This window comes from Kitasatospora sp. NPDC058190 (genome assembly GCF_042883685.1).
In the GTDB taxonomy this organism is placed as follows: Bacteria; Actinomycetota; Actinomycetes; order Streptomycetales; family Streptomycetaceae; genus Kitasatospora.
Window position 1 is genome coordinate 19691 of record NZ_JBHVVI010000021.1, and the last position, 18897, is coordinate 38587.

Annotated in this window: 18 protein-coding genes; 13 read left to right on the forward strand and 5 right to left on the reverse strand. The window is 72.4% G+C overall.

The window, feature by feature from the left end:
• The first annotated feature begins 50 nt into the window (after positions 1-50).
• The 9 genes from ACFVWU_RS12875 (at position 51) to ACFVWU_RS12915 (ending at position 10515) form a co-directional block, all read left to right on the forward strand.
• Positions 51-737, forward strand: a complete 687-nt coding sequence (locus ACFVWU_RS12875) for an SCO family protein (RefSeq protein ID WP_387618952.1) — start codon at positions 51-53, stop codon at positions 735-737.
• Entirely contained in the window at positions 734-1270 is a 537-nt protein-coding gene (locus ACFVWU_RS12880) for a copper chaperone PCu(A)C (protein WP_387618955.1), read from the forward strand. The genes ACFVWU_RS12875 and ACFVWU_RS12880 overlap by 4 nt, the downstream gene beginning before the upstream one ends.
• Positions 1271-1283: 13 nt before the next feature.
• The gene (locus ACFVWU_RS12885; RefSeq protein WP_387618957.1) at positions 1284-3302 is read left to right on the forward strand and encodes a copper resistance protein CopC; all 2019 of its coding nucleotides are present in this window, start codon (positions 1284-1286) and stop codon (positions 3300-3302) included.
• Positions 3299-4573, forward strand: a complete 1275-nt coding sequence (gene efeB / locus ACFVWU_RS12890; RefSeq protein WP_387618960.1) for an iron uptake transporter deferrochelatase/peroxidase subunit — start codon at positions 3299-3301, stop codon at positions 4571-4573. Before ACFVWU_RS12885 ends, efeB begins: the two co-directional genes overlap by 4 nt.
• A gap of 132 nt (positions 4574-4705) precedes the next feature.
• On the forward strand, positions 4706-5641 hold the full coding sequence (pheA, locus tag ACFVWU_RS12895) for a prephenate dehydratase (RefSeq protein ID WP_387618963.1): 936 nt from the start codon (positions 4706-4708) through the stop codon (positions 5639-5641).
• 521 nt (positions 5642-6162) lie between these two features.
• A complete protein-coding gene (gene serS, locus ACFVWU_RS12900; protein WP_387618966.1) occupies positions 6163-7437 on the forward strand; it encodes a serine--tRNA ligase in 1275 nt (424 codons plus the stop codon).
• Positions 7434-8267, forward strand: a complete 834-nt coding sequence (locus tag ACFVWU_RS12905) for an HAD family hydrolase (RefSeq protein ID WP_387618968.1) — start codon at positions 7434-7436, stop codon at positions 8265-8267. Before serS ends, ACFVWU_RS12905 begins: the two co-directional genes overlap by 4 nt.
• Positions 8268-8481: 214 nt before the next feature.
• Entirely contained in the window at positions 8482-9213 is a 732-nt protein-coding gene (locus ACFVWU_RS12910; RefSeq protein WP_387618971.1) for a FadR/GntR family transcriptional regulator, read from the forward strand.
• Between the two features lie 63 nt (positions 9214-9276).
• Positions 9277-10515, forward strand: coding sequence for a CynX/NimT family MFS transporter (locus tag ACFVWU_RS12915; RefSeq protein ID WP_387618974.1), 1239 nt, complete (start codon positions 9277-9279; stop codon positions 10513-10515).
• 4 nt (positions 10516-10519) lie between these two features.
• On the opposite strand, the gene ACFVWU_RS12920 is transcribed toward ACFVWU_RS12915, so the two are convergent.
• The 4 genes from ACFVWU_RS12920 to ACFVWU_RS12935 are packed head-to-tail and all read right to left on the reverse strand — an operon-like array spanning position 10520 to position 14140.
• Complete coding sequence (locus tag ACFVWU_RS12920) at positions 10520-11236, reverse strand: ABC transporter permease (RefSeq protein ID WP_387618977.1); 717 nt, start codon at positions 11234-11236, stop codon at positions 10520-10522.
• A gap of 52 nt (positions 11237-11288) precedes the next feature.
• Entirely contained in the window at positions 11289-12206 is a 918-nt protein-coding gene (locus tag ACFVWU_RS12925; RefSeq protein ID WP_387618980.1) for an ABC transporter ATP-binding protein, read from the reverse strand.
• A 37-nt stretch (positions 12207-12243) separates the two neighbouring features.
• Positions 12244-13143, reverse strand: coding sequence for an ABC transporter permease (locus tag ACFVWU_RS12930; RefSeq protein WP_387618983.1), 900 nt, complete (start codon positions 13141-13143; stop codon positions 12244-12246).
• On the reverse strand, positions 13127-14140 hold the full coding sequence (locus ACFVWU_RS12935; RefSeq protein ID WP_387618985.1) for an ABC transporter ATP-binding protein: 1014 nt from the start codon (positions 14138-14140) through the stop codon (positions 13127-13129). Before ACFVWU_RS12935 ends, ACFVWU_RS12930 begins: the two co-directional genes overlap by 17 nt.
• A gap of 177 nt (positions 14141-14317) precedes the next feature.
• On the opposite strand from ACFVWU_RS12935, the gene ACFVWU_RS12940 reads away from it, so the two are divergent.
• Genes ACFVWU_RS12940 through ACFVWU_RS12955 form a run of 4 tightly spaced genes read left to right on the forward strand, consistent with a single transcriptional unit; the run spans position 14318 to position 18094 of the window.
• A complete protein-coding gene (locus ACFVWU_RS12940) occupies positions 14318-14749 on the forward strand; it encodes a hypothetical protein (protein ID WP_387618988.1) in 432 nt (143 codons plus the stop codon).
• Between the two features lie 14 nt (positions 14750-14763).
• Entirely contained in the window at positions 14764-17046 is a 2283-nt protein-coding gene (locus tag ACFVWU_RS12945) for a hypothetical protein (RefSeq protein WP_387618991.1), read from the forward strand.
• Positions 17043-17585 (forward strand): hypothetical protein, encoded by a 543-nt coding sequence (locus tag ACFVWU_RS12950; protein ID WP_387618994.1) that lies wholly within the window; start codon positions 17043-17045, stop codon positions 17583-17585. Before ACFVWU_RS12945 ends, ACFVWU_RS12950 begins: the two co-directional genes overlap by 4 nt.
• 26 nt (positions 17586-17611) lie before the next feature.
• Positions 17612-18094: a hypothetical protein gene (locus ACFVWU_RS12955; RefSeq protein WP_387618996.1), complete on the forward strand. Its 483-nt coding sequence runs from the start codon at positions 17612-17614 to the stop codon at positions 18092-18094.
• A 28-nt stretch (positions 18095-18122) separates the two neighbouring features.
• Here the strand turns inward: ACFVWU_RS12955 and ACFVWU_RS12960 are convergent, their stop codons facing one another.
• A complete protein-coding gene (locus ACFVWU_RS12960; protein WP_387618999.1) occupies positions 18123-18704 on the reverse strand; it encodes a hypothetical protein in 582 nt (193 codons plus the stop codon).
• Between the last annotated feature and the right edge of the window lie 193 nt (positions 18705-18897).

Consider the following 18897-nt stretch of genomic DNA (forward strand, 5'->3'; position numbering starts at 1 on the left):
GCCCGGGTACGGCCCCGCCGGCGGTCCACCGCAGACGATCGGAACACCCCATGCCCCGCACCGCCCGTACGAACGGCGCCATCCGCACCACCCGGCTGGCCGGCGCCGCCGCCCTCGCACTGGCCGCCGCCCTGACCCTCTCCGCCTGCGGCTCCTCCGGCGGCGGCTCGACCGCCGCGAAGGTCACCCAGCAGAAGGAGGACACCCCGTACCAGGGCACCAAGCTCGCCAAGAACTTCGAGAAGCCCGACCTCCAGCTGACCGACACCTCCGGCCAGCCCTACGACCTGCGGCAGCAGACCAACGGCAAGACCACGCTGCTGTTCTTCGGCTACACCAGCTGCCCGGACGTCTGCCCGACCACCATGGGCGACATCGGCGTGGCGATGAAGGCGCTCTCGGCGGAGGACCGGAAGAAGATCAACGTGGTCTTCGTCTCCACCGACCCGCAGCGCGACACCCCCAAGGTGCTGCGCACCTGGCTGGACTCGATGGGCAGCGACTTCATAGGCCTCACCGGTGACCTGGAGAAGGTGAAGACCGCCGCCAAGTCGCTCGGCATCATGATCGAGGACCCGGTGGTCAACGCGGACGGCACGGTCACCTCCACCCACGGCGCCCAGGTGCTGGCCTTCCTCCCCTCGGACGACAAGGCGCACGTGCTCTACATGAGCGGGACCGAGGAGAAGACCTACGAGCACGACCTGCCGCTGCTCGCCAAGGGGGTCGCGGCGTGACCGAGCGAAGCGAGGTCACCATCGAGAGGAGCGTGTCGACGACGGGCAGCCGACGGTTCCGCCGGTCGGCCCTGGTGGGCGCCGTGGTCGCCACCGCCCTCGGCGGCGGCGCCATCCTGGCCGCCTGCGGGACGGGCGGCCAGGGCGGCGCCGGCGACGCGGGCCCGGCGAAGCTGAGCGTGGCCGACTCCTACATCCCGCTGCCCCCGGCCGGCGGGATGGGCGCCGGCTACCTGACCGTCCGCAACGACGGCGGGCCGGACCAGCTGGTCAAGGTGACCAGCCCGGCCGCCGACTCGGTCACCATGCACCGCTCGACCGCGTCGACCATGGAGCAGGTGAGCAGCCTGGACGTGCCCGCGCACGGCGCGTTGCAGCTCGCCCGCGGCGGCACCCACCTGATGATCATGGGATGGCAGAAGGCGCCCGCCCTGGGCGACGAGCTGGAGCTCGACCTCACCTTCGCCAAGTCCGGCACCATCTCGGTCAAGGTGCCGGTCAAGGAGCTCACCTACCGGCCCGGCCAGAGTTAGGGAATCCGCCAGCATGCAGAAGGCCTCGCACCGCCGGACCGCCCCCCTACGCATCGCCCCCCGACGCATCGTCGGAGCGCTCGGAACGCTCGGCGTGCTGCTCGCGCTGATGCTCGTCGGCGCCGGGCCGGCCTCCGCGCACGCCACCCTGGACTCCACCGACCCGCGGCAGAACTCGGTGGTCGCCACCGCCCCGCAAGCGGTCACGCTGACCTTCAGCGAGACGGTGTCGCTGTCCAGCGACTCGGTCCGGGTACTGGACCCGGCCGGCAAGGCCGTGGACGCCGGCAACCCGGCGCACGCCGACGGCCAGGGCAACACCGCCCGGGTCGCGCTGAACAGCGGGCTCGCCAACGGCACGTACACGGTGGCCTGGCGGGCCGTCTCGGAGGACTCGCACCCGGTCGGCGGGGCGTTCACCTTCTCCATCGGCGCCCCCTCGGACACCTCGGTGTCCGCCACCGCGCTGCAGGGCGCCAAGGCGGACGGCCTGGTCTCCGCGCTGTACGGCACCGGGCGCACCGTCGCGTACGCGGCGTTCGCGCTGCTCGCCGGGGTGGCCGCGTTCGTGCTGGTCTGCTGGCCGGCCGGCGCGACCCGGCGTCCGGTGCAGCGACTGCTGATGACCGGCTGGACGGCGCTGCTGGCCTCGACCGTCGCGGTGCTGATGCTGCGCGGCCCGTACGAGCGCGGCTCGGGCATCGGGAAGGCGCTCGACCTGTCGCTGGTGCGCGCCACGCTGGACGAGCGGATCGGCACCGCGCTGGCCGCCCGGCTGCTGCTGCTCGCGGCGGGCGGCATCTTCCTGTCGCTGCTGGTCGGGCAGTTGGGGCTGCCGCAGCGGCCCGCCCCCGCGAAGGCCGGGGACCACGACGAACACGACGAGGACGCCGAGGCCGCCGAGCTGCGCGAGCTGGAGCAGCGGGCCGCCGAGCGCCCGCAGCGCGAGGCCCGGCTGGGCCTGGGCGTGGCCGGGCTGGTGCTGGCGGTCGCCCTCGCGGCGACCTGGGTCGGCGCCGACCACGCCTCGGTGGGCATCCAGGTCTGGCTGGCGCTGCCGTTCGGCGTCCTGCACCTGATCGCGATGGCGCTCTGGCTGGGCGGGCTGGCCTCGCTGCTGGTCGGGCTGCGCGAGGGCGTCGGCGCCGAGGTGGTGGACCGCTTCTCGAAGGTCGCCTTCGGCTCGGTGGCCGTGCTGGTCGTCACCGGGATCTACCAGTCCTGGCGGGGCCTGGGCAGCTGGGGCGCGCTGACCGGCACCGAGTACGGGAAGCTGCTGCTGGTGAAGACCGGCTGCGTGGTCGTCATGCTCGGCGTCGCGTGGATCTCCCGCACCTGGCTGGCCCGGCTGCGCTCGGCCCCGGCCGAGGCGGCGGAGGTCGAGCGGGCCGAGGTGCCCGAGCCGGTCGCCGTCGCGGCGCACGACGGGGACCCGGTCCGGCAGGCGCAGCTGGCCCGGCAGCAGGCCGCCCGGGCGAGCGCCGGGCGCGACCGCGGGCTGACCCCGACCCGGGCCGGGCTGCGCCGCTCGGTGCTGGTCGAGGCGCTGGCCGCGGTGGCGGTGCTGGTGGTCACCACGATGCTCACCAACTCCCCGCCCGGGCGGGTGGCGGGCGAGATCAAGGCAGCCGGGAACGCCGCCCCGGTGGCCGGCGGATCCACGGCGGCTCCGCAGACCGAGCCGGGCCGCACGGTGGAGCTCAAGCTGCCGTACGACACCAAGGGCCGGACGCCGAACGCCAAGGGCACCGCGACGGTCACCCTGAACCCGGCCAGGACCGGCCCGAACGAGGTGAAGCTCGCGCTGGACGGTACGGACGGGAAGCCGGTGGACGTCCCGGAGGTGCAGCTCGCCTTCACCCTGCCGGACCGCGACCTGGGCCCGCTGCCGGTGGCGCTGACCCCGGAGGGCACCGGCCGCTGGAGCGGCACCACCCAGCTGCCGCTGGCCGGCATCTGGGTGGTCTCGGTGCAGATCCGCTCCTCGGACATCGACCAGACCACCCCGACCCAGCAGTTCAAGGTCGGGTGAGCGCGGTGGACCAGAAGGAGAAGGGCGCGGCGGGCTTCACCCGCCGGGCGCTGCTCGGCACGGCCGGCGCCGGACTGCTGGTCGGCGCCGGGGCCGGGGCGGCCGGGGCGGTCGCCTACGACCGCCCGTCCGACGGCCAGGCGGGCCGGGCCGGCCAGGGCGGCGCGCTCGGCGCGGGCCGGGTGCCGTTCCGCGGCGAGCACCAGGCCGGCATCCTCGACCCGCAGCAGACCAGGGTCCAGCTGGCCGCCTTCGACCTGGCCGACGGGGCCGGCCGGGACGGGCTGCGCGCCTTGCTGCAACGCTGGACCAAGGCGGTGGACCGGCTGACCGCCGGGGAGCCGGCCGAGGAGTTCGACAACCAGGTCGCGCTGGACGCCGGGCCCTGCTCGCTCACCGTCACGGTCGGCTTCGGCGCCGCGCTGTTCGACAAGGCCGGGCTGGCCGACCGCCGCCCGGCGGCGCTGGAACCGCTGCCCGCCTTCACCGGCGACGCGCTGGACCCGGCGCGCGGTGACGGCGACCTGTTCGTCCAGATCGGCGCCGACGACGCCCTGGTGGCGGTGCACGCGCTGCGGACGCTGCAGAAGCTGGCGGCCGGGACGGCGGCGCCGCGCTGGCAGGCGGCCGGCTTCGCCCGGACCCCCGGGGCCACCGCGCGGCCGATGACCGGGCGCAACCTGATGGGCCAGATCGACGGCACCAACAACCCCAAGCCGGGCGAGGACGGCTTCGCCGGCAAGGTGTTCTGCGCGGCCGGCGGGGACCAGCCGGCCTGGCTGGCCGGGGGCTCGTACCTGGTGTTCCGGCGGATCCGGATGCTGCTGGACCACTGGGAGGAGCTGCCGGTGGAGCGGCAGGAGCGGGTGATCGGGCGGCGCAAGGCGGACGGTTCGCCGCTGAGCGCTCCGGCCGGCTCCGGCGAGGGCACCGCGGTGGACCTCTCCGCGCAGGGCCAGGACGGCGCTCTGGCGATCCCCTCCGACGCCCACGTGCGGGTCGCGGCCCCGGCCGGCAACGGCGGGGCGGCGATGCTGCGGCGCGGCTTCTCGTACCACGACGGTCTGCTGCCGGACGGCTCGCCGGACGCCGGGCTGCTCTTCCTCGCCTTCCAGGCCGACCCGCGCAAGGGCTTCACCCCGGTGCAGCGCAAGCTCTCCCGGGGCGACGGGCTCTCCCGCTTCCTGCGGCACGAGGCGAGCGGGCTGTACGCGGTGCCGCCGGGTGTGCCGGCCGGAGGCTACCTCGGGCAGCAGCTGTTGGAGGGGTAGTTCGGCAACCGCGGTCCCGGCCACTGAAACGCTTTCATGCCGGGGCCGCGGAATCGTTATGGTGACTGCTTCGGCAAACCCCGCTCATGCGGCACCCCGCTCAGGAACCGTCCCACTGGCAACGGAGGCGTCATGTCGGCCACCCGCTACACCTATCTCGGCCCGGCCGGCACCTTCACCGAGGCGGCACTGCACACGCTGCCCGAGGCGGCGACCCGGGAGCTGGTGCCGCTGTCCTCGGTGGCGCTGGCGCTGGACGCGGTGCGCGGCGGGGAGGCGTCGGGGGCGTTCGTGCCGATCGAGAACTCGGTGGAGGGCGCGGTCACCGCGACCAACGACGAACTGGCCGCCGGCACGCCGCTGATGATCTACCGCGAGGTGCTGCTGCCGATCTCCTTCGCGCTGCTGGTGCGGCCGGGCACCGAGCTGTCCGGGATCAAGACGGTGACCAGCCACCCGGTGGCCCAGCCGCAGGTGCGCCGCTGGCTGGCGGCCAACCTGCCGGACGCCAGGTGGGAGTCGGCCGCCTCCAACGCGGACGGCGCCCGACTGGTCGCCGAGGGCCGGTACGACGGGGCGTTCGCGGGCGAGTTCGCGGCGCCGATCTACGGTCTGGACCCGCTGGTCAAGGACATCGCGGACGCGCAGAGCGCGACCACCCGGTTCGTGCTGGTCGGCCGCCCGGGGCGGGTCTCCTCGCCGACCGGCGCGGACAAGACCTCGATGGTGGTCTGGCTGCCGGACGACCACCCGGGTGCGCTGCTGGAGCTGCTGCAGGAGTTCGCGGTGCGCGGGGTGAACCTGATGCGGATCGAGTCCCGGCCGACCGGCGAGGGACTGGGCAACTACTGCTTCCTGATCGACTGCGAGGGCCACCTGTCCGAGCGCCGGGTGGCCGAGGCGATGATGGGCCTCAAGCGGATCAGCCCGCAGGTGCGGTTCCTCGGTTCCTATCCGCGCGCCGACCGCCAGGGGTCCAAGCACCGGCGGCCGGGGACCTCGGACGAGGATTTCGCCGCGGCGGCGGACTGGCTCTCCCGCGCGCTCGACGGGCGCGGGGACATCTGAGTCCGGACATCCGGGCGACATCTCTTGTCTTTCTGACCTTTTCCGACTGTTATCGACCGGGCCGATCAGCCAGGGCGGGCGGCCGTTCCGCCGTCCACAGGGGCACCCGGAGCCGGAGGCCCGCTGTCCACAGGCCTCCCCACTGTCCACAGGCGAAAGTTATCCACAGGCCTGGGGATGAGTCGACAAACCGGTATAGCCATTGCACAGAACTGGTCGGACCATCGGTTTACGTCGCAGAGATGACTAATCGGACCAGAGTCACCCGCTTGCCTGCAAATCACCCGTCCGAGTGCTTCAATTCCCTCACTCGAGAGGGTCGAATGAGGTTTGAAACCTCAATTCCGCGGTTCCGGCGAGCGGACGCCGATCCTCCCCATCAATCCACAGCCCCGGCTCCAGAGCTGTGGATAACCCGCCACCGAAGAGTTCCCCACAGGAGTTATCCACAGGCTCGGGCGAGTTATCCCCAGGGGAAACCGGTACCGGTGGAGGAACGCCCGCCCGGTACGCTAGGCCCTGTGATTGACCTTCGCCTGCTCCGTGAGGACCCTGACCGAGTACGCGCCTCGCAGCGCGTCCGTGGCGAGGACGTCGACGTGGTCGACGCCCTCCTCTCCGCCGACGAGCGGCGCCGGTCCTCGGGCAGCCGCTTCGACGAACTGCGCAACGAGCAGCGGGTGCTCGGCAAGCAGGTCGCCCAGGCCAAGGGCGAGGAGAAGGCCGCCCTGCTGCAGCGCACCAAGGACCTGGCCGCCGAGGTCAAGGCCGCGGACGCCGAGCAGAGCGCGGCCAAGGAGGAGGCGGACCGCCTGCTCCGCTCCCTGGCGAACCTCATCGACCCGGCCGCCCCGGTCGGCGGCGAGGAGGACTTCGTCACCCTGGAGGAGATCGGCACCCCGCGCGACTTCGCCGCCGAGGGCTTCGAGCCCCGCGACCACGTCGAGCTGGGCCAGCTGCTGGGCGCGATCGACACCGAGCGCGGCGCCAAGGTCGCCGGTGCCCGCTCCTACTACCTGACCGGCGTCGGCGCGCTGCTGGAGCTCGCCCTGGTCAACATGGCGATCTCCCAGGCCACCGCGGCCGGCTTCATCCCGATGATCACCCCGGCCCTGGTCCGCCCGGCCGCCATGGACGGCACCGGCTTCCTCGGCCAGGCCGCCGAGAACGTGTACCACCTCGGCGACGAGGACAAGTACCTGGTCGGCACCAGCGAGGTCCCGCTGGCGGCGTACCACATGGACGAGATCATCGACGCCGAGAAGCTGCCGCTGCGCTACGCCGGCTACTCGTCCTGCTTCCGCCGCGAGGCCGGCACCTACGGCAAGGACACCCGCGGCATCATCCGTGTCCACCAGTTCGAGAAGGTGGAGATGTTCGTCTTCACCACGCCCGAGGACGCGGAGAACGAGCACCGCCGCCTGCTCCAGTGGGAGAAGGACTTCCTCAACGCGCTGGAGCTGCCGTACCGGGTCATCGACGTCGCCTCCGGCGACCTCGGCTCCTCGGCCGCGCGCAAGTTCGACATCGAGGCCTGGATCCCCACCCAGGGCAAGTACCGCGAGGTCACCTCGACCTCCAACACCACCGAGTACCAGGCCCGCCGCCTGTCGATCCGGATGCGCGAGGAGGGCAAGACCCGCCCGCTCGCCACCCTGAACGGCACCCTGGTCGCCGTCCCGCGCACCATCGTGGCCATCCTGGAGAACCACCAGCAGGCCGACGGCTCGGTCGTCGTGCCCGAGGCGCTGCGGCCGTACCTCGGCGGACGCGCCGTCATCGAGCCGGTCAAGTGACCTCCAGCGCACACCCGAACGGTGGCGACCTGCCCTATCGGCTGGTCGCCACCGATCTCGACGGCACCCTGCTGACCAGCGAGGAGACCGTCTCCGAGCGCACCCGCGCCGCGTTGGCCGCGGCCGTCGGCGCGGGCGCGCTGCACATCATCGTGACCGGGCGCTCGGCCGTCTGGGCCCGCCCGGTCTTCGACGAGATCGGCTACACCGGGATAGCGGTCTGCGGCCAGGGCGCCCAGGTCTACGACGCGGGCGCGCACAAGCTGCTCACCTCGCTCACCCTGGACCGCCGACTCGCCGCGCTCGCGATCGAGAAGATCGAGGCCGAGACCGGCCCACTGGCCGTCGCCGCCAACCAGGACGGCCTGGACGGCCAGGTGCTGGCCGGCCCCGGCTACGAACTGCTGATCGGCTCCGACCTGCCGGTCGTCCGGGTCGAGCGCGACGAGCTGCTCGCCTCCCCGGTCAGCAAGCTCTACATCCAGCACCCCGGCCTGACCGACGACGCCCTCGCCGAGGCCGCCCGGCACGCCGCCGGCGGACTGGTCGGCGTGGTGATGGCCGGGGCCGGCGTGGTGGAACTGCTGCCGCTGGGCCTGTCCAAGGCCACCGGCCTGGCCGTCGCCGCCCGCCGCCTGGGCGTGCGCGCCGCCGACACCATCGCCTTCGGCGACATGCCCAACGACGTCCCGATGTTCGGCTGGGCCGCGCACGGCGTGGCCATGGCCAACGCGCACGAGGAGCTGCTCGCCGTCGCCGACGAGGTCACCGCGAGCAACGACGAGGACGGCGTCGCCGCCGTCCTGGAGCGCCTCTACCCCGCGCGCTGAGGCCCGGAGGCCGCGGCGATCGCCTACGCCGGCGGCCCGGTCGACCTGGTGGTTTCGTGGGCGGACCGGGACCGACCTTCCCCCAGCCTCCGGCCGGGCGGTACCCCCACCAGGAGGGACCCGGGAGGGTTCACCCCGGCAGTTGTAGGATGACCGGGCAAGCGGTTGTAGGATGACCGATGACTGATCGGCGGTGTGCGAAGGGAGGCCCGGAATGAGCGGCGACGGCAACAGCCTGCAGGCGGCCGGGCGGCGTTCCCTGGTGGACACCGCGATCGACCAACTGCGCGAGCAGCTGGCCGGCGGGGCCTGGCCGGTGGGATCGCAGATCCCCACCGAACACGAGCTGGCCGAGCGGCTGCAGGTCGGACGGAACACCGTGCGGGAGGCGATCCGGGTGCTGGTGCACGCCGGAATGCTGGTCTCCCGGCAGGGCGAGGGGACCTTCGTACGGTCCACCAGCGACCCGGCGTCGGTGCTGCGCGGCGTCCAGCGCTCGGGCATCCGGGACGTCCTGGAGGTCCGCGCGGCGCTGGAGACCGAGGGCGCCCGACTGGCCGCCCTGCGGCACACCCCCGAGGACGTCCGCCGGATGCGGGCCGCGCTGGCCCGTGAGGCCGAAGTGTTCGCGGCGCACCCCGAGCGGGCGAGCCGCGAGGCCACCGTCGAGCACGACCTGGAGTTCCACACCGCCGTCGTCGAGGCCGCGCACAACCCGGCGCTGACCGAGGTGTACCGCTACTTCGGCGCCTCCGTGCGCGAGGCCATGACCTCCGCCTTCGGCGACCACGACATGCCCGAGGCGGTCGTGGCCACCCACGAGGCGCTGGTCGACGCGATCGAGAGCGGTGACCCGGACCGCGCCGAGGCGGCGTGTCGTGCGCTGCTCGCCGGTCCGACCGCGGCCGTCGAGCAGCTGCTCGCCGCCATCGCGGCCCGGAAGTAGGACGGCGCGAGCCCCTCTCCCGCCGTCCGCGTCCTCACTGATTCACGAAAGAACAGCACACCCATGGCCGTCACCCGTGCCCAGCAGCCGGTGGTCACCACCCCTGCCCCGCTCCCCCCGCGCTCCCGGCTGGCCCACCCCGCCCTGCTGCTGACCGGCATCGTGCTGGTCGCGCTGAACATGCGCGCCTGCCTGGCGGCGATCTCCCCGATGGTCGGCGAGATCCAGCGGACCTTCGGCCTGTCCGCCACCGCGAGCGGGCTGATCACCACCGTCCCGGTGCTGTTCCAGGGCGTCGGCGCCCCGCTCACCCCCCGGCTGACCCGCCGCTTCGGCGCCGAACGGGTGGTGCTCGCCGCGGTGCTGGTGCTGGGCGCGGGCGTGCTGCTGCGGGTGCTGCCCTCGGTGTACGCGCTGTACGCGGGCTGCGTGGTGATCGGCGTGGCCATCGCGGTGCTGAACGTGTCGATGCCGGGCCTGGTCAAGCGGGAGTTCCCGGACCGCGCGGCGACCATGACCGGCGTCTACTCGACCACCATGCTGGTCGGCGCGACCCTCGCCGCCGGAACCTCCGTCCCGCTGGAGCACGCGCTCGGCGGCGGCTGGCGGGCCTCGCTCGGCGCCTGGTCGCTGCTCGCCCTGGTCGCGGCGGTGGCCTGGCTGCCGCAGGTGCTGCGCTCCCGGCAGGAGAAGGCGGCGGTGGCCGCGGCCGCCCAGCCGGGCAAGCCGATCGAGGGCATCTGGAAGTCCCCGCTGGCCTGGCAGATCAGCCTGTTCATGGGCATCTCGTCGCTGCTGGTCTACATCCTGGTCGCCTGGATGCCGACCATCCTGGCCGACCACGGCATGGACCGCGGCCAGGCCGGCCTGGTCTTCGCCTTCTCCAACCTGGTGCAGGTGGCCGGCGCCTTCCTGGTGCCGCTGATGGCCGGCCGGATGACCAGCCAGCGCACCCTGGCGGTGACCATGGCGGCCCTGAACGGGCTCGGCATCGCCATGCTGCTGGTCGCGCCGGTCTCCGCCGCCTGGGCGTCGGCGGCCGTCCTCGGCGTGGCCCAGGGCGGTTCGCTGGGCCTGGGCCTGGCCTTCATCGTGCTGCGCACCGGCACCGCGGCCGGCGCCGCCCAGCTGGGCGGGATGTCCCAGGCGATCGGCTATCTGGTCGCCGCGGCCGGCCCGGTCGGCGCCGGTGCGCTGCACCAGCTCACCGGCGGCTGGGACGCCACGCTGATGCTGATGCTGGTGCTGGTCCTGGTGGTCGGCGCGGCCGGCTGGGGCGCCGGGCGCAACCGGACCCTCTGAACCGTCACTCCTCCGCGGCGAGGGTCAGCCCCGCGAGCTTCACCGAGGCCAGCACGGCCGCCGCGACGGTGACCACCAGCAGCAGCGGCACGGCCACGCCGAACGAGACGTCGGCACCGACCGCGGTGTCCCCGGCCACCGCCTCGGCGACCGCCCGGCCCCACTGCTGGATGCTCAGCGTCCGGGCGCCCTCGACGAAGTTGCCGATCAGCGACTCCCAGATCAGCGCGTACGCCAGCCCGGCCACCACCGCGTGCCGGGTGACCGCGCCGAGCAGCAGGAACAGCGCGCTGTACGCGACCCCGGCGACCATCACCGCGACGGTGTAGCCGAGCGCCACGCCGTCCTTCGTGCCGTACAGCAGCAGCCCGGAGACCAGCGTCGGGACGGCGGCGAACACCCACACGGTGCCGATCGCGACGGACAGCTTGGTGGTGACGATCTGCCAGCGCGGCAGCGGCTTGGCCAGCAGGTAGACGATCGAGCCGTCGTCGATCTCGGTCGCGATCACCCCGGTGCCGACCACCAGGCCGAGGATCGGGACGAGGGTGCCGAGGTCCAGCTGGCCGAGGATCTTCACGGTCAGGCTGTGCGCGTCGCCGCTCGACCCGGCGGCGATCGCCGAGACGATCAGCAGCAGGGCCGGGGCCACCAGCAGCAGGGCGCCGCGGCGGCGGCCGAGCAGGCCGCGCAGGGTCAGCCTGGCGACGGTCGGGTTCATGGTCGGTCGGCCCCTTCCTGGGTCCGGTTGGTGACGTGGATCAGGTGGAGGGTCATGCCGAGACCAGGTACGAGAAGACGCTCTCCAGCGACTCGTCCGCCGGGGAGACGGTGTACAGCCGGATGCCGGCCTCCCGGGCGACCCGGGGCAGCAGGGTGGTGAAGCCCTGGAAGTTCACCGCCTCGATCCGCAGCGCCCGCTCCCGCTCGTCCACCTCGATGCCGGTGGTGGAGCCGTCGGCGATCAGCGCGGCGGCGAGCCGGCGGTCGTCGCTGGAGCGGACCAGGTAGCGGTGCGGGCGGTCGGTCATCAGCCGCCGGATCCGGCGGAAGTCGCCCGAGGCGGCGTGCCGCCCGGCCACCACGACCTCGATGTGCCGGGCCAGCTGCTCGACCTCCTCCAGGATGTGGGAGGAGAACAGCACCGTCCGGCCGTCCGCGCCGAAGCGGCGCAGCAGCTCCATCAGCTGGAGCCGCTGGCGCGGGTCCATGCCGTTGAAGGGCTCGTCCAGCAGCAGCACGGCCGGGTCGTGGACGAGGGCCGAGGCCATCTTGACCCGCTGCTTCATGCCCTTGGAGTACGTCCCGGTGCGACGGTCCTTGGCGGACGCCATCTCGACCAGGTCCAGGGCGCGCCGGGCGGCGGCGCCGGGCTGGGGCAGGCCGTGCAGCTCGGCGTTGGCGAGGACGAACTCCCAGCCGGTCAGGTAGTCGTACATCGACTCCCGTTCCGGGACCAGACCGATCTGCCGGTACACCTGCTGGTTGCGCCAGATCGGCGCGCCGTCCAGGGTGACCGCGCCGCTGGACGGGGCGAGGAAACCGCTCATCATGTGGATGAGGGTGGACTTGCCCGCGCCGTTGGGCCCGAGCAGGCCGGTGATGCCGGGGCCGATCGACATGGTGATGTCGTTGACCGCGACCACGTTCCCGAACCAGCGGGAGACCTTGTCGATGCTGATGGTGGCCATGCCGCCCTCTCAGACGTTCCTGCTCGGACGTTCCTGCTCAGACGTTCCTGTAGCGGCGCAGCAGGAGGCGGTACGAGCCGACCACCATCGCCACCGCGACCAGTGCGAACACCACCAGGCCCAGCCCGCCCGGGGCGTGCCGGCGGTCGAGTCCGGTGCCGAGGTCGAACACCTCGTTGACCACGGCCTCCACCAGGCCGTTGGGCGAGATCAGCGCGGTCCACTGGGCGGCGTCCGAGCCGCCGGGAGTCGGGTTGCTGATGCCCACCGCGATCGCGGCCACCGTCGAACTGACCGCCAGGTAGCCCATGATGGCCGCCACCCCGAAGCCCCGGCGCGGAGTGCTCGCCGCGATCACCAGCGCGACGGAGGTCGGCACCAGGGCGTACAGCGCGGCCGCCGCCAGACCGTACAGGAAGTGGCCGGTGTTGTACGCGAAGTCCATCCCGCCGAGCAGCGCACCGATGTACAGCACCAGCAACGGCGCCGCCATCAGCAGGAGCTGGGCGCAGGCCATGGCGGCGAACTTGGCCCGGACGTAGTCGGTGCGCGTGATCGGGCGGGAGAAGTAGAGCGGGACGGTGTGGTACCGGAGGTCCCGGGAGAGCAGCACCGGTGCCTGGGAGGCCAGGAAGACCGAGACCACCAGGCCGAGGCTGGAGAGGTAGCCGGCGTACTCGACCGGGAGTTCGTCCCGCTTCATGGCGAGCGCGACCGCCACGAAGATCACCGCGGGGACGGTGACCACGCCGAGCATCAGCATCGGCAGCACCTTGGACTTGCCGGACCGGCCGAGGCCGTAGGCGGCGCGCAGGCTCTGGGTGAAGAGCGAGCGGGTCGCGTAGGCGCGGCCGAGCCGGGGGCCGGTGTAGCCGCGGTAGCCGATGTCGTGGATGACACCGGTGTCGGCGGGCCTGGTGTCAGGAGGCTGCGGCATCGTCCGTCCCTCCCCTGCTGTCCTGGTCCTGCCGGGTGTCGGTGAAGAGTTCGGCGACCCGGTGGCGGCGCTGCTCCAACCGGACCAGGCCCAGGCCCAGTTCGGCGACGGTGTCGCGGATGGTGTCGTAGGTGTCCTCGCCGGCCAGCCGGACCAGCAGCAGGTGCGAGCCCTCGGACTGGACGGTGAGGCCGGCCGCGGCGAGGCGTTCGCGGACCTCGGTGCCGGGCTCGGCGACGGCGTCCTCCGGGTCGTCGCCGACCTCGACGGCGAGGACGGCCGTCGCCTCGGTGAAGGAGGCGGTGGAGGAGGAGCGCAGCAGCTTGCCACCGTCGATGACGACCAGGTGGTCGCAGGTGCGTTCCAGCTCGCCGAGCAGGTGGGTGGTGACCAGCACCGAGATCCCGAAGTCGGTGTGCACCCGGCGGATCAGCCCCAGCATCTCGTCCCGGCCGGCCGGATCGAGGCCGTTGGTCGGCTCGTCCAGCAGCACCAGCCTGGGGTCGTGCACCAGCGCCTGGGCGAGCTTGACCCGCTGCTTCATGCCGGTCGAGTAGCCGCCCATCGGGCGGTACCGCTCCTCGTACAGGCCGACGTGCCGCAGGGTGTCCGCGGTGCGCTCACGGGCGGCGGTGGCGGGCAGTCCCGCCATCCGGGCCATGTGCACCACGAACTCGGTCGCGGAGACGTCCGGTGGCAGACAGTCGTGCTCCGGCATGTAACCGACCCGCTCGCGGATCTCGGAGCCCTGGGTGGCGACGTCCAGGCCGAGCACCTCGCCGCGGCCGGAGGTCGCCGGGGCGAGCCCGAGCAGGATCTTGATCAGGGTGGACTTGCCCGCCCCGTTGGCCCCGACCAGCCCGACGACCCCGGGCTGCACCTCGACGGTCAGCTGGTCGAGGGCGGTGACCCGGGGGAACCTCTTGGTCAGACCCTCGGTCTTGATGACAGCAGTGGACACACGCTCAACGTAACGGGCTTGCGCGGCAAGGGCCATGAGCGTGAATGACGAACCCGCCTGCTCCTGCGGTATGACACCGGGCCGGATCTCCCCTAGGGGGCGCGAACTCGGAACCGACCTGTACTCTTGTCGAACTCTTTAGACTTATCTGCCAATTCTTTTACCAACGGGGGTGTCGGCGCGGCGTGCCGGCACGGAGGGGGAACGATCGACGTGTCTGATCGGGCGACCGCGTTCGACCGGATGATGAACCCATGGGCCTACGACGCGGACGGCAACCTGACCGCCCAGGCCCGGGCTCAGGAGGCGGCTCGCACCCGGATCAACTCGGCCCAGGGGCCGGGCGGCGGCGCAGGCGGCTTCAGCGCCGACACCAACGCGCTGGCCGCCGCGGGGAACAACTCCGACCAGATCCACGCCCGCCTCAACACCGACGGCCGGGGCGCCGACGACGCCACCGCCAAGGTCTCCACCTCGCTCGCCAACTGGAGCACCGGCAAGGCCGCCCAGGGCGCCGCCACCGCCTGGGACCAGTGCGTCGCCGCCCTCGGCGGCACCATCGGGCAGACCACCCAGGCACTGCGTGGCACCGCCGCCAACTACCAGCGGAACGAGTCGGCCGTGAAGACCGACATGGGCGCCTGAGGGGACGGACGGACATGGTCGACTTCCACGAGCTCAGCAACGCCAAGTTCGACTCCCTGGAGAGCGCCGCCACCGCCTGGGAACAGGTCGCCCTCAAGCTCAAGTCGATGGACCAGGACTGGGACAGCACGGTCATCGCCAAGGTCGACTCGGCCTGCTGGAGCGGCCCTTCGGCCGACCTGGCGAGACCCGGACTGCAGCGCACCAACGAGCAGCTGAGCGCCGCCGTGACGGAGGCGAACGCGCTCGCCTCGATCTTCAAGGACGCGGCGAGCGAGTTCCAGGCGGCGAGGACGAAGCTGGAGAAGGCGGTTGCGGACGCGCGGGCGGACGGACTGACCGTCACCGGCGACGGGACGGTCAGCTGGCCGCCGCCGGACGCGGCGACCCGGCACGACCCCGAGGGATTCCAGGAATACCAGAAGGACTGCGAGGAGAAGGCCACCGCCGCCCGCAAGGCGATCGACTCCGCGGTTCAGGAGGCCACCGCAGCCGACGAGCGAACGGCCTTCGCGCTGCGCTCCGACAGCAACACCGACCAGCAGAAGTCCTTCAACGGCAACGCCATCGGCGGCGGCCCCGAGGCGGACGGCAAGCGCGCCGCCCAGCTCGCAGGCAAGGGCGGGAACATCACCGACCCCGAACTCACCGAGCTCAACTCGCTGTTGGCGGCCCACTCGGGGGACCCGAAGTTCGCCACCAGGTTCTACCAGGACCTCGGCCCGGACGGCCTGATCAAGTCCTGGAACAGCATGGTCGGCGACCCGGCGCACTCCGTCGGCCCCAAGGACCCGCGCTGGAAGGCGTACCAGGACCTGCAGAAGAACCTCGGGCTCAACCTCGCCACCGCGACCCGCAGCAGCAACGAGCCGCACCTGTCGGACGAGTGGGCGGCGGCGCTGCGCAAGGCCGGTGCGCAGAAGGTGTGGGACAAGCCGTACCGGGCCTCCGGCCTGGACTACCAGCCGTACGGCTACCAGGTGCTCTCCGGCATCCTGATGAACGGGAACTACGACGCCAGGTTCATCAACCCGATCGCGGAGCACGTCACCCAGCTCGACACCCAGGACAGGTACTGGCCGGCCCCGCCGCCCGGTTCCAAGGTGCACGGCTTCAACCTGATCGGCGGCGACGAGGCGGGCTCCGGCTTCCGGCCCACCACCGCGATCCTGGAGGCGCTCGCGCACAGCCCGGCGGCGTCCACCAAGTTCTTCACCGAGCAGCCGACCGCCTACAACGAGGACGGGACGGTCAACCCGAACGGCAGGGCGAAGCCGGCCGGTTACTTCGACTACTACGTCCACGAGAAGGACTGGATACCGGACACCACCTCCCGGGACTCGAAGGTCTGGGACGCGAGCAAGCAGGCCGGCCCGGCCGCCCTCGGCCGCGCCCTGGAGGCCGCCACCACCGGCCACCCGTACGACGAGCCGGCCACCGAGCCGCCCCTCAAGCACACCGCCGAACAGGCCAACCTGATGCGGAAGGTCGTGGACACCTTCGGCACCCACGGCGGCGACGGGGTGCTGGACGACATCAAGGACGACGGCAAGCTCGCGGCGATGCGGCTGAGCCTCGGCCACATGAGCGCCGAGTACATCGGAGACATGCAGAACGCGCTCTCGGACATCACCGACCTGCCGGTCAACGGCACCCCCGCGGGCCTCAACGGCCCGGCGGTGCACGGCCTGCTGGACGCGCTCGGGCGCGACCCCGAGGCGTACGGCGCGGTGACCAACGCCAACCAGGCCTACACCACGGCCCTCGTCCGCGGCCAATTGGACAGCGGACAGACCGACTTCTCCCGGCTGCAGGCGGACATCGACCACGTCGCCCGGGCCGGCGGGGTGGTCAACGGCGTCCTCGGCGAGGCCCGGATCGACGAGGTCCACAACCAGCACGCCGCGTCCGACAAGGAGTTCAACGACGCACTGGAGAAGAACGTCGGATACGGGAAGGACGCCTTCAACGCCGTCATCGGGTCAGTGACCGAGAAGGTGCCGCTCGGCGGCGAGATATCCGGCGCGCTGGTGGACTCGATCGCCGAGAGCGTGATCGAGGCCAACACGCGCGACACCACCGCGCAGGGCCAGCAGGAGGCCCGCTACTACCTCAACCAGGACAAGAACAGCGCGGGCGACGCGGCGGCGCGGGCGATCAAGGACGCGGCCCACCAGACCAATCTGAGCTACGACGACATCCAGCGGCTGGCCAGGAGCGCCCACGACCGGGCCAAGGACGGCTTCATCGACGGGCTCTCCAGCGACATGGCCGCCCATGCGAAGGGCAACGCGTGAGAGTGATCGACGGCCGGTGGGTGCTGCCCGCCGTGTTGGCGGCAGCCGTGGCGGGCGCCGGAACCGTCGGCTACCTGGACTGGAAGGGCCACCGCCCGGTCGAGGAACCCGGCCATGAGGCCTACCTCTGCGGGCTGCCGACCGGTGACGACACCCCGCTCGGACGGCTGCTGCCGTCCGCCGGGCAGGACGTGGAGGAGAAGCGGGACGACGGCTTCGGACAACCGGTGTCCTGCACCGTCCGGGTGGACGGACGGACCGCGGTCACCTTCTCCGCCGCCTTCCTGGAGGGCAGGGTCGCCCTCTCCCCCGAGGCCGCCAAGCACCCGGACTCCCGCAGTTTCACCGCGGGCACAACGGCGGCCTCCTGGCCCGGCGGCGCGACCGTCTCCGACTACTGCAAGGGTGGACCGGTCGGCCACGTCCAGTTGGTCGTCACCCCCGGCGAAGCGGCCCGGACAAGCACCGACCAGCAGGCGGACCTGGAACGGATCGCCCGGGAGAGGTTGCTGCGGAGCATGAAGGAGGCCTGCGAGTGAAACCCGCCGGACCAGTGATCGCGGGTGTGACGGTTCTGGCACTCGGGGGCGGCCTGCTCGGCTGGCACCTGTACCTCGATCGCACCGAGTACCGACCGTCGGCCGTCTCGCTGTCGCACGGGGAGTGCGAGGGAACCCTCGGCGATCCGGGGATCGCCGCCATGCTGGGGCACACCCCCCGGGTCTTCGTGGAGACGGGACTCCACATCCCGGACCGGGGCATCAAGCCCAGCCTGAGATGCACGGTCGAAGGACAGGGAGGGCGGACGCTGTACGCGCTCGCCGTCAGCGTCGACCGCCCCACCGACCTCGAAGACGGGCAGGCGACCTTCAACTGCACCCTGAAGGGCAAGGCCGAGCCCTACCGGGCGAGCCTCAGAGTCGGGCGACTCCCCCAAGCCGACACTCCGGCCCGGGTACGCGCCGACGAGCTCGTCACCGGCTTCGCCGCGCGCGCCGCCGAGAAGCTCGGCTGCGCCAACGGCGCCGAGTCGCTCACCGTGCGGTGAGCGCCCCGGCGCCGTACCCGACGTCGGATCAGGAGCTCGGACGCTCCCACATCTCGACGACCTTGCCGGAAGCGTCGATCGCCACCTTGTAGGCGCCGGCCGAGCAGGGGTACGAGCCCTTCTGGTTGCCCGGGGTGGCGATGCACTCGTTGATGTGCTTCGCGAGGTCGGCCGCGTTGACGTCCTTCGGCGCGGCCACGACGGACTTGAGGTGGCCCTTGGCGGCGGGCGCGAACGGCGCGGTCTTCTCGGCGCCCACCGCCTCGAAGTTGACGTCGTCGATGCCGCAGGCGTCCTTGGTGTCCTTGTAGGCCAGCGTCGTCGCGCTGGTGCCCTTCACCGGGATGATCCACTTCTGCCCGGCGGGCAGCGGGTCGTGGGTGCAGAAGCCCTCCGGGCCTCCGTCGGTGGGCTTGCCGGTCGGGGCCGGCTTTGCCGTGCCGGTGGCGGGGGCGGCGGTCGGCGAGGCGGCGCCGCCGGTGGCGGGCGCGGCGGTGGCGGTGGTGCCGCCCGCGCCCTGGTCCGACGGGTCGTCCGGGCCGCAGGCCGCCAGGGCGAACGCGGCGGTGGTGACCAGAGCGGCGGAGAGCAGCCTCCTGGAAGCAGACATGACGAAAGAACCCCCGTTTGACGCATGATCAGTTGCAGGTGCGGCGGACAGACTAGCGCCTCGCCCCGACGGCCCCCGGAGATCACCGTCCGGCCGAGCGCCGACACCACCCCTCGGGCCGCGGGCGTTTTCCGCCCTCCGGAATATGGGGAATAGATTCAACGAGATCGGGAATGAATAGTTTCACGCGCCG

What these genes read in the sequence shown, in the direction of transcription:
- ACFVWU_RS12875 (WP_387618952.1), top strand. Translation starts at nt 51, where the DNA reads ATGCCCCGCACCGCCCGTACGAACGGCGCCATCCGCACCACCCGGCTG.
- ACFVWU_RS12885 (WP_387618957.1), top strand. Translation starts at nt 1,284, where the DNA reads ATGCAGAAGGCCTCGCACCGCCGGACCGCCCCCCTACGCATCGCCCCC.
- pheA (WP_387618963.1), top strand. Translation starts at nt 4,706, where the DNA reads ATGTCGGCCACCCGCTACACCTATCTCGGCCCGGCCGGCACCTTCACC.
- ACFVWU_RS12910 (WP_387618971.1), top strand. Translation starts at nt 8,482, where the DNA reads ATGAGCGGCGACGGCAACAGCCTGCAGGCGGCCGGGCGGCGTTCCCTG.
- ACFVWU_RS12915 (WP_387618974.1), top strand. Translation starts at nt 9,277, where the DNA reads ATGGCCGTCACCCGTGCCCAGCAGCCGGTGGTCACCACCCCTGCCCCG.
- ACFVWU_RS12920 (WP_387618977.1), bottom strand. Translation starts at nt 11,236, where the DNA reads ATGAACCCGACCGTCGCCAGGCTGACCCTGCGCGGCCTGCTCGGCCGC.
- ACFVWU_RS12925 (WP_387618980.1), bottom strand. Translation starts at nt 12,206, where the DNA reads ATGGCCACCATCAGCATCGACAAGGTCTCCCGCTGGTTCGGGAACGTG.
- ACFVWU_RS12930 (WP_387618983.1), bottom strand. Translation starts at nt 13,143, where the DNA reads ATGCCGCAGCCTCCTGACACCAGGCCCGCCGACACCGGTGTCATCCAC.
- ACFVWU_RS12935 (WP_387618985.1), bottom strand. Translation starts at nt 14,140, where the DNA reads ATGGCCCTTGCCGCGCAAGCCCGTTACGTTGAGCGTGTGTCCACTGCT.
- ACFVWU_RS12945 (WP_387618991.1), top strand. Translation starts at nt 14,764, where the DNA reads ATGGTCGACTTCCACGAGCTCAGCAACGCCAAGTTCGACTCCCTGGAG.
- ACFVWU_RS12960 (WP_387618999.1), bottom strand. Translation starts at nt 18,704, where the DNA reads ATGTCTGCTTCCAGGAGGCTGCTCTCCGCCGCTCTGGTCACCACCGCC.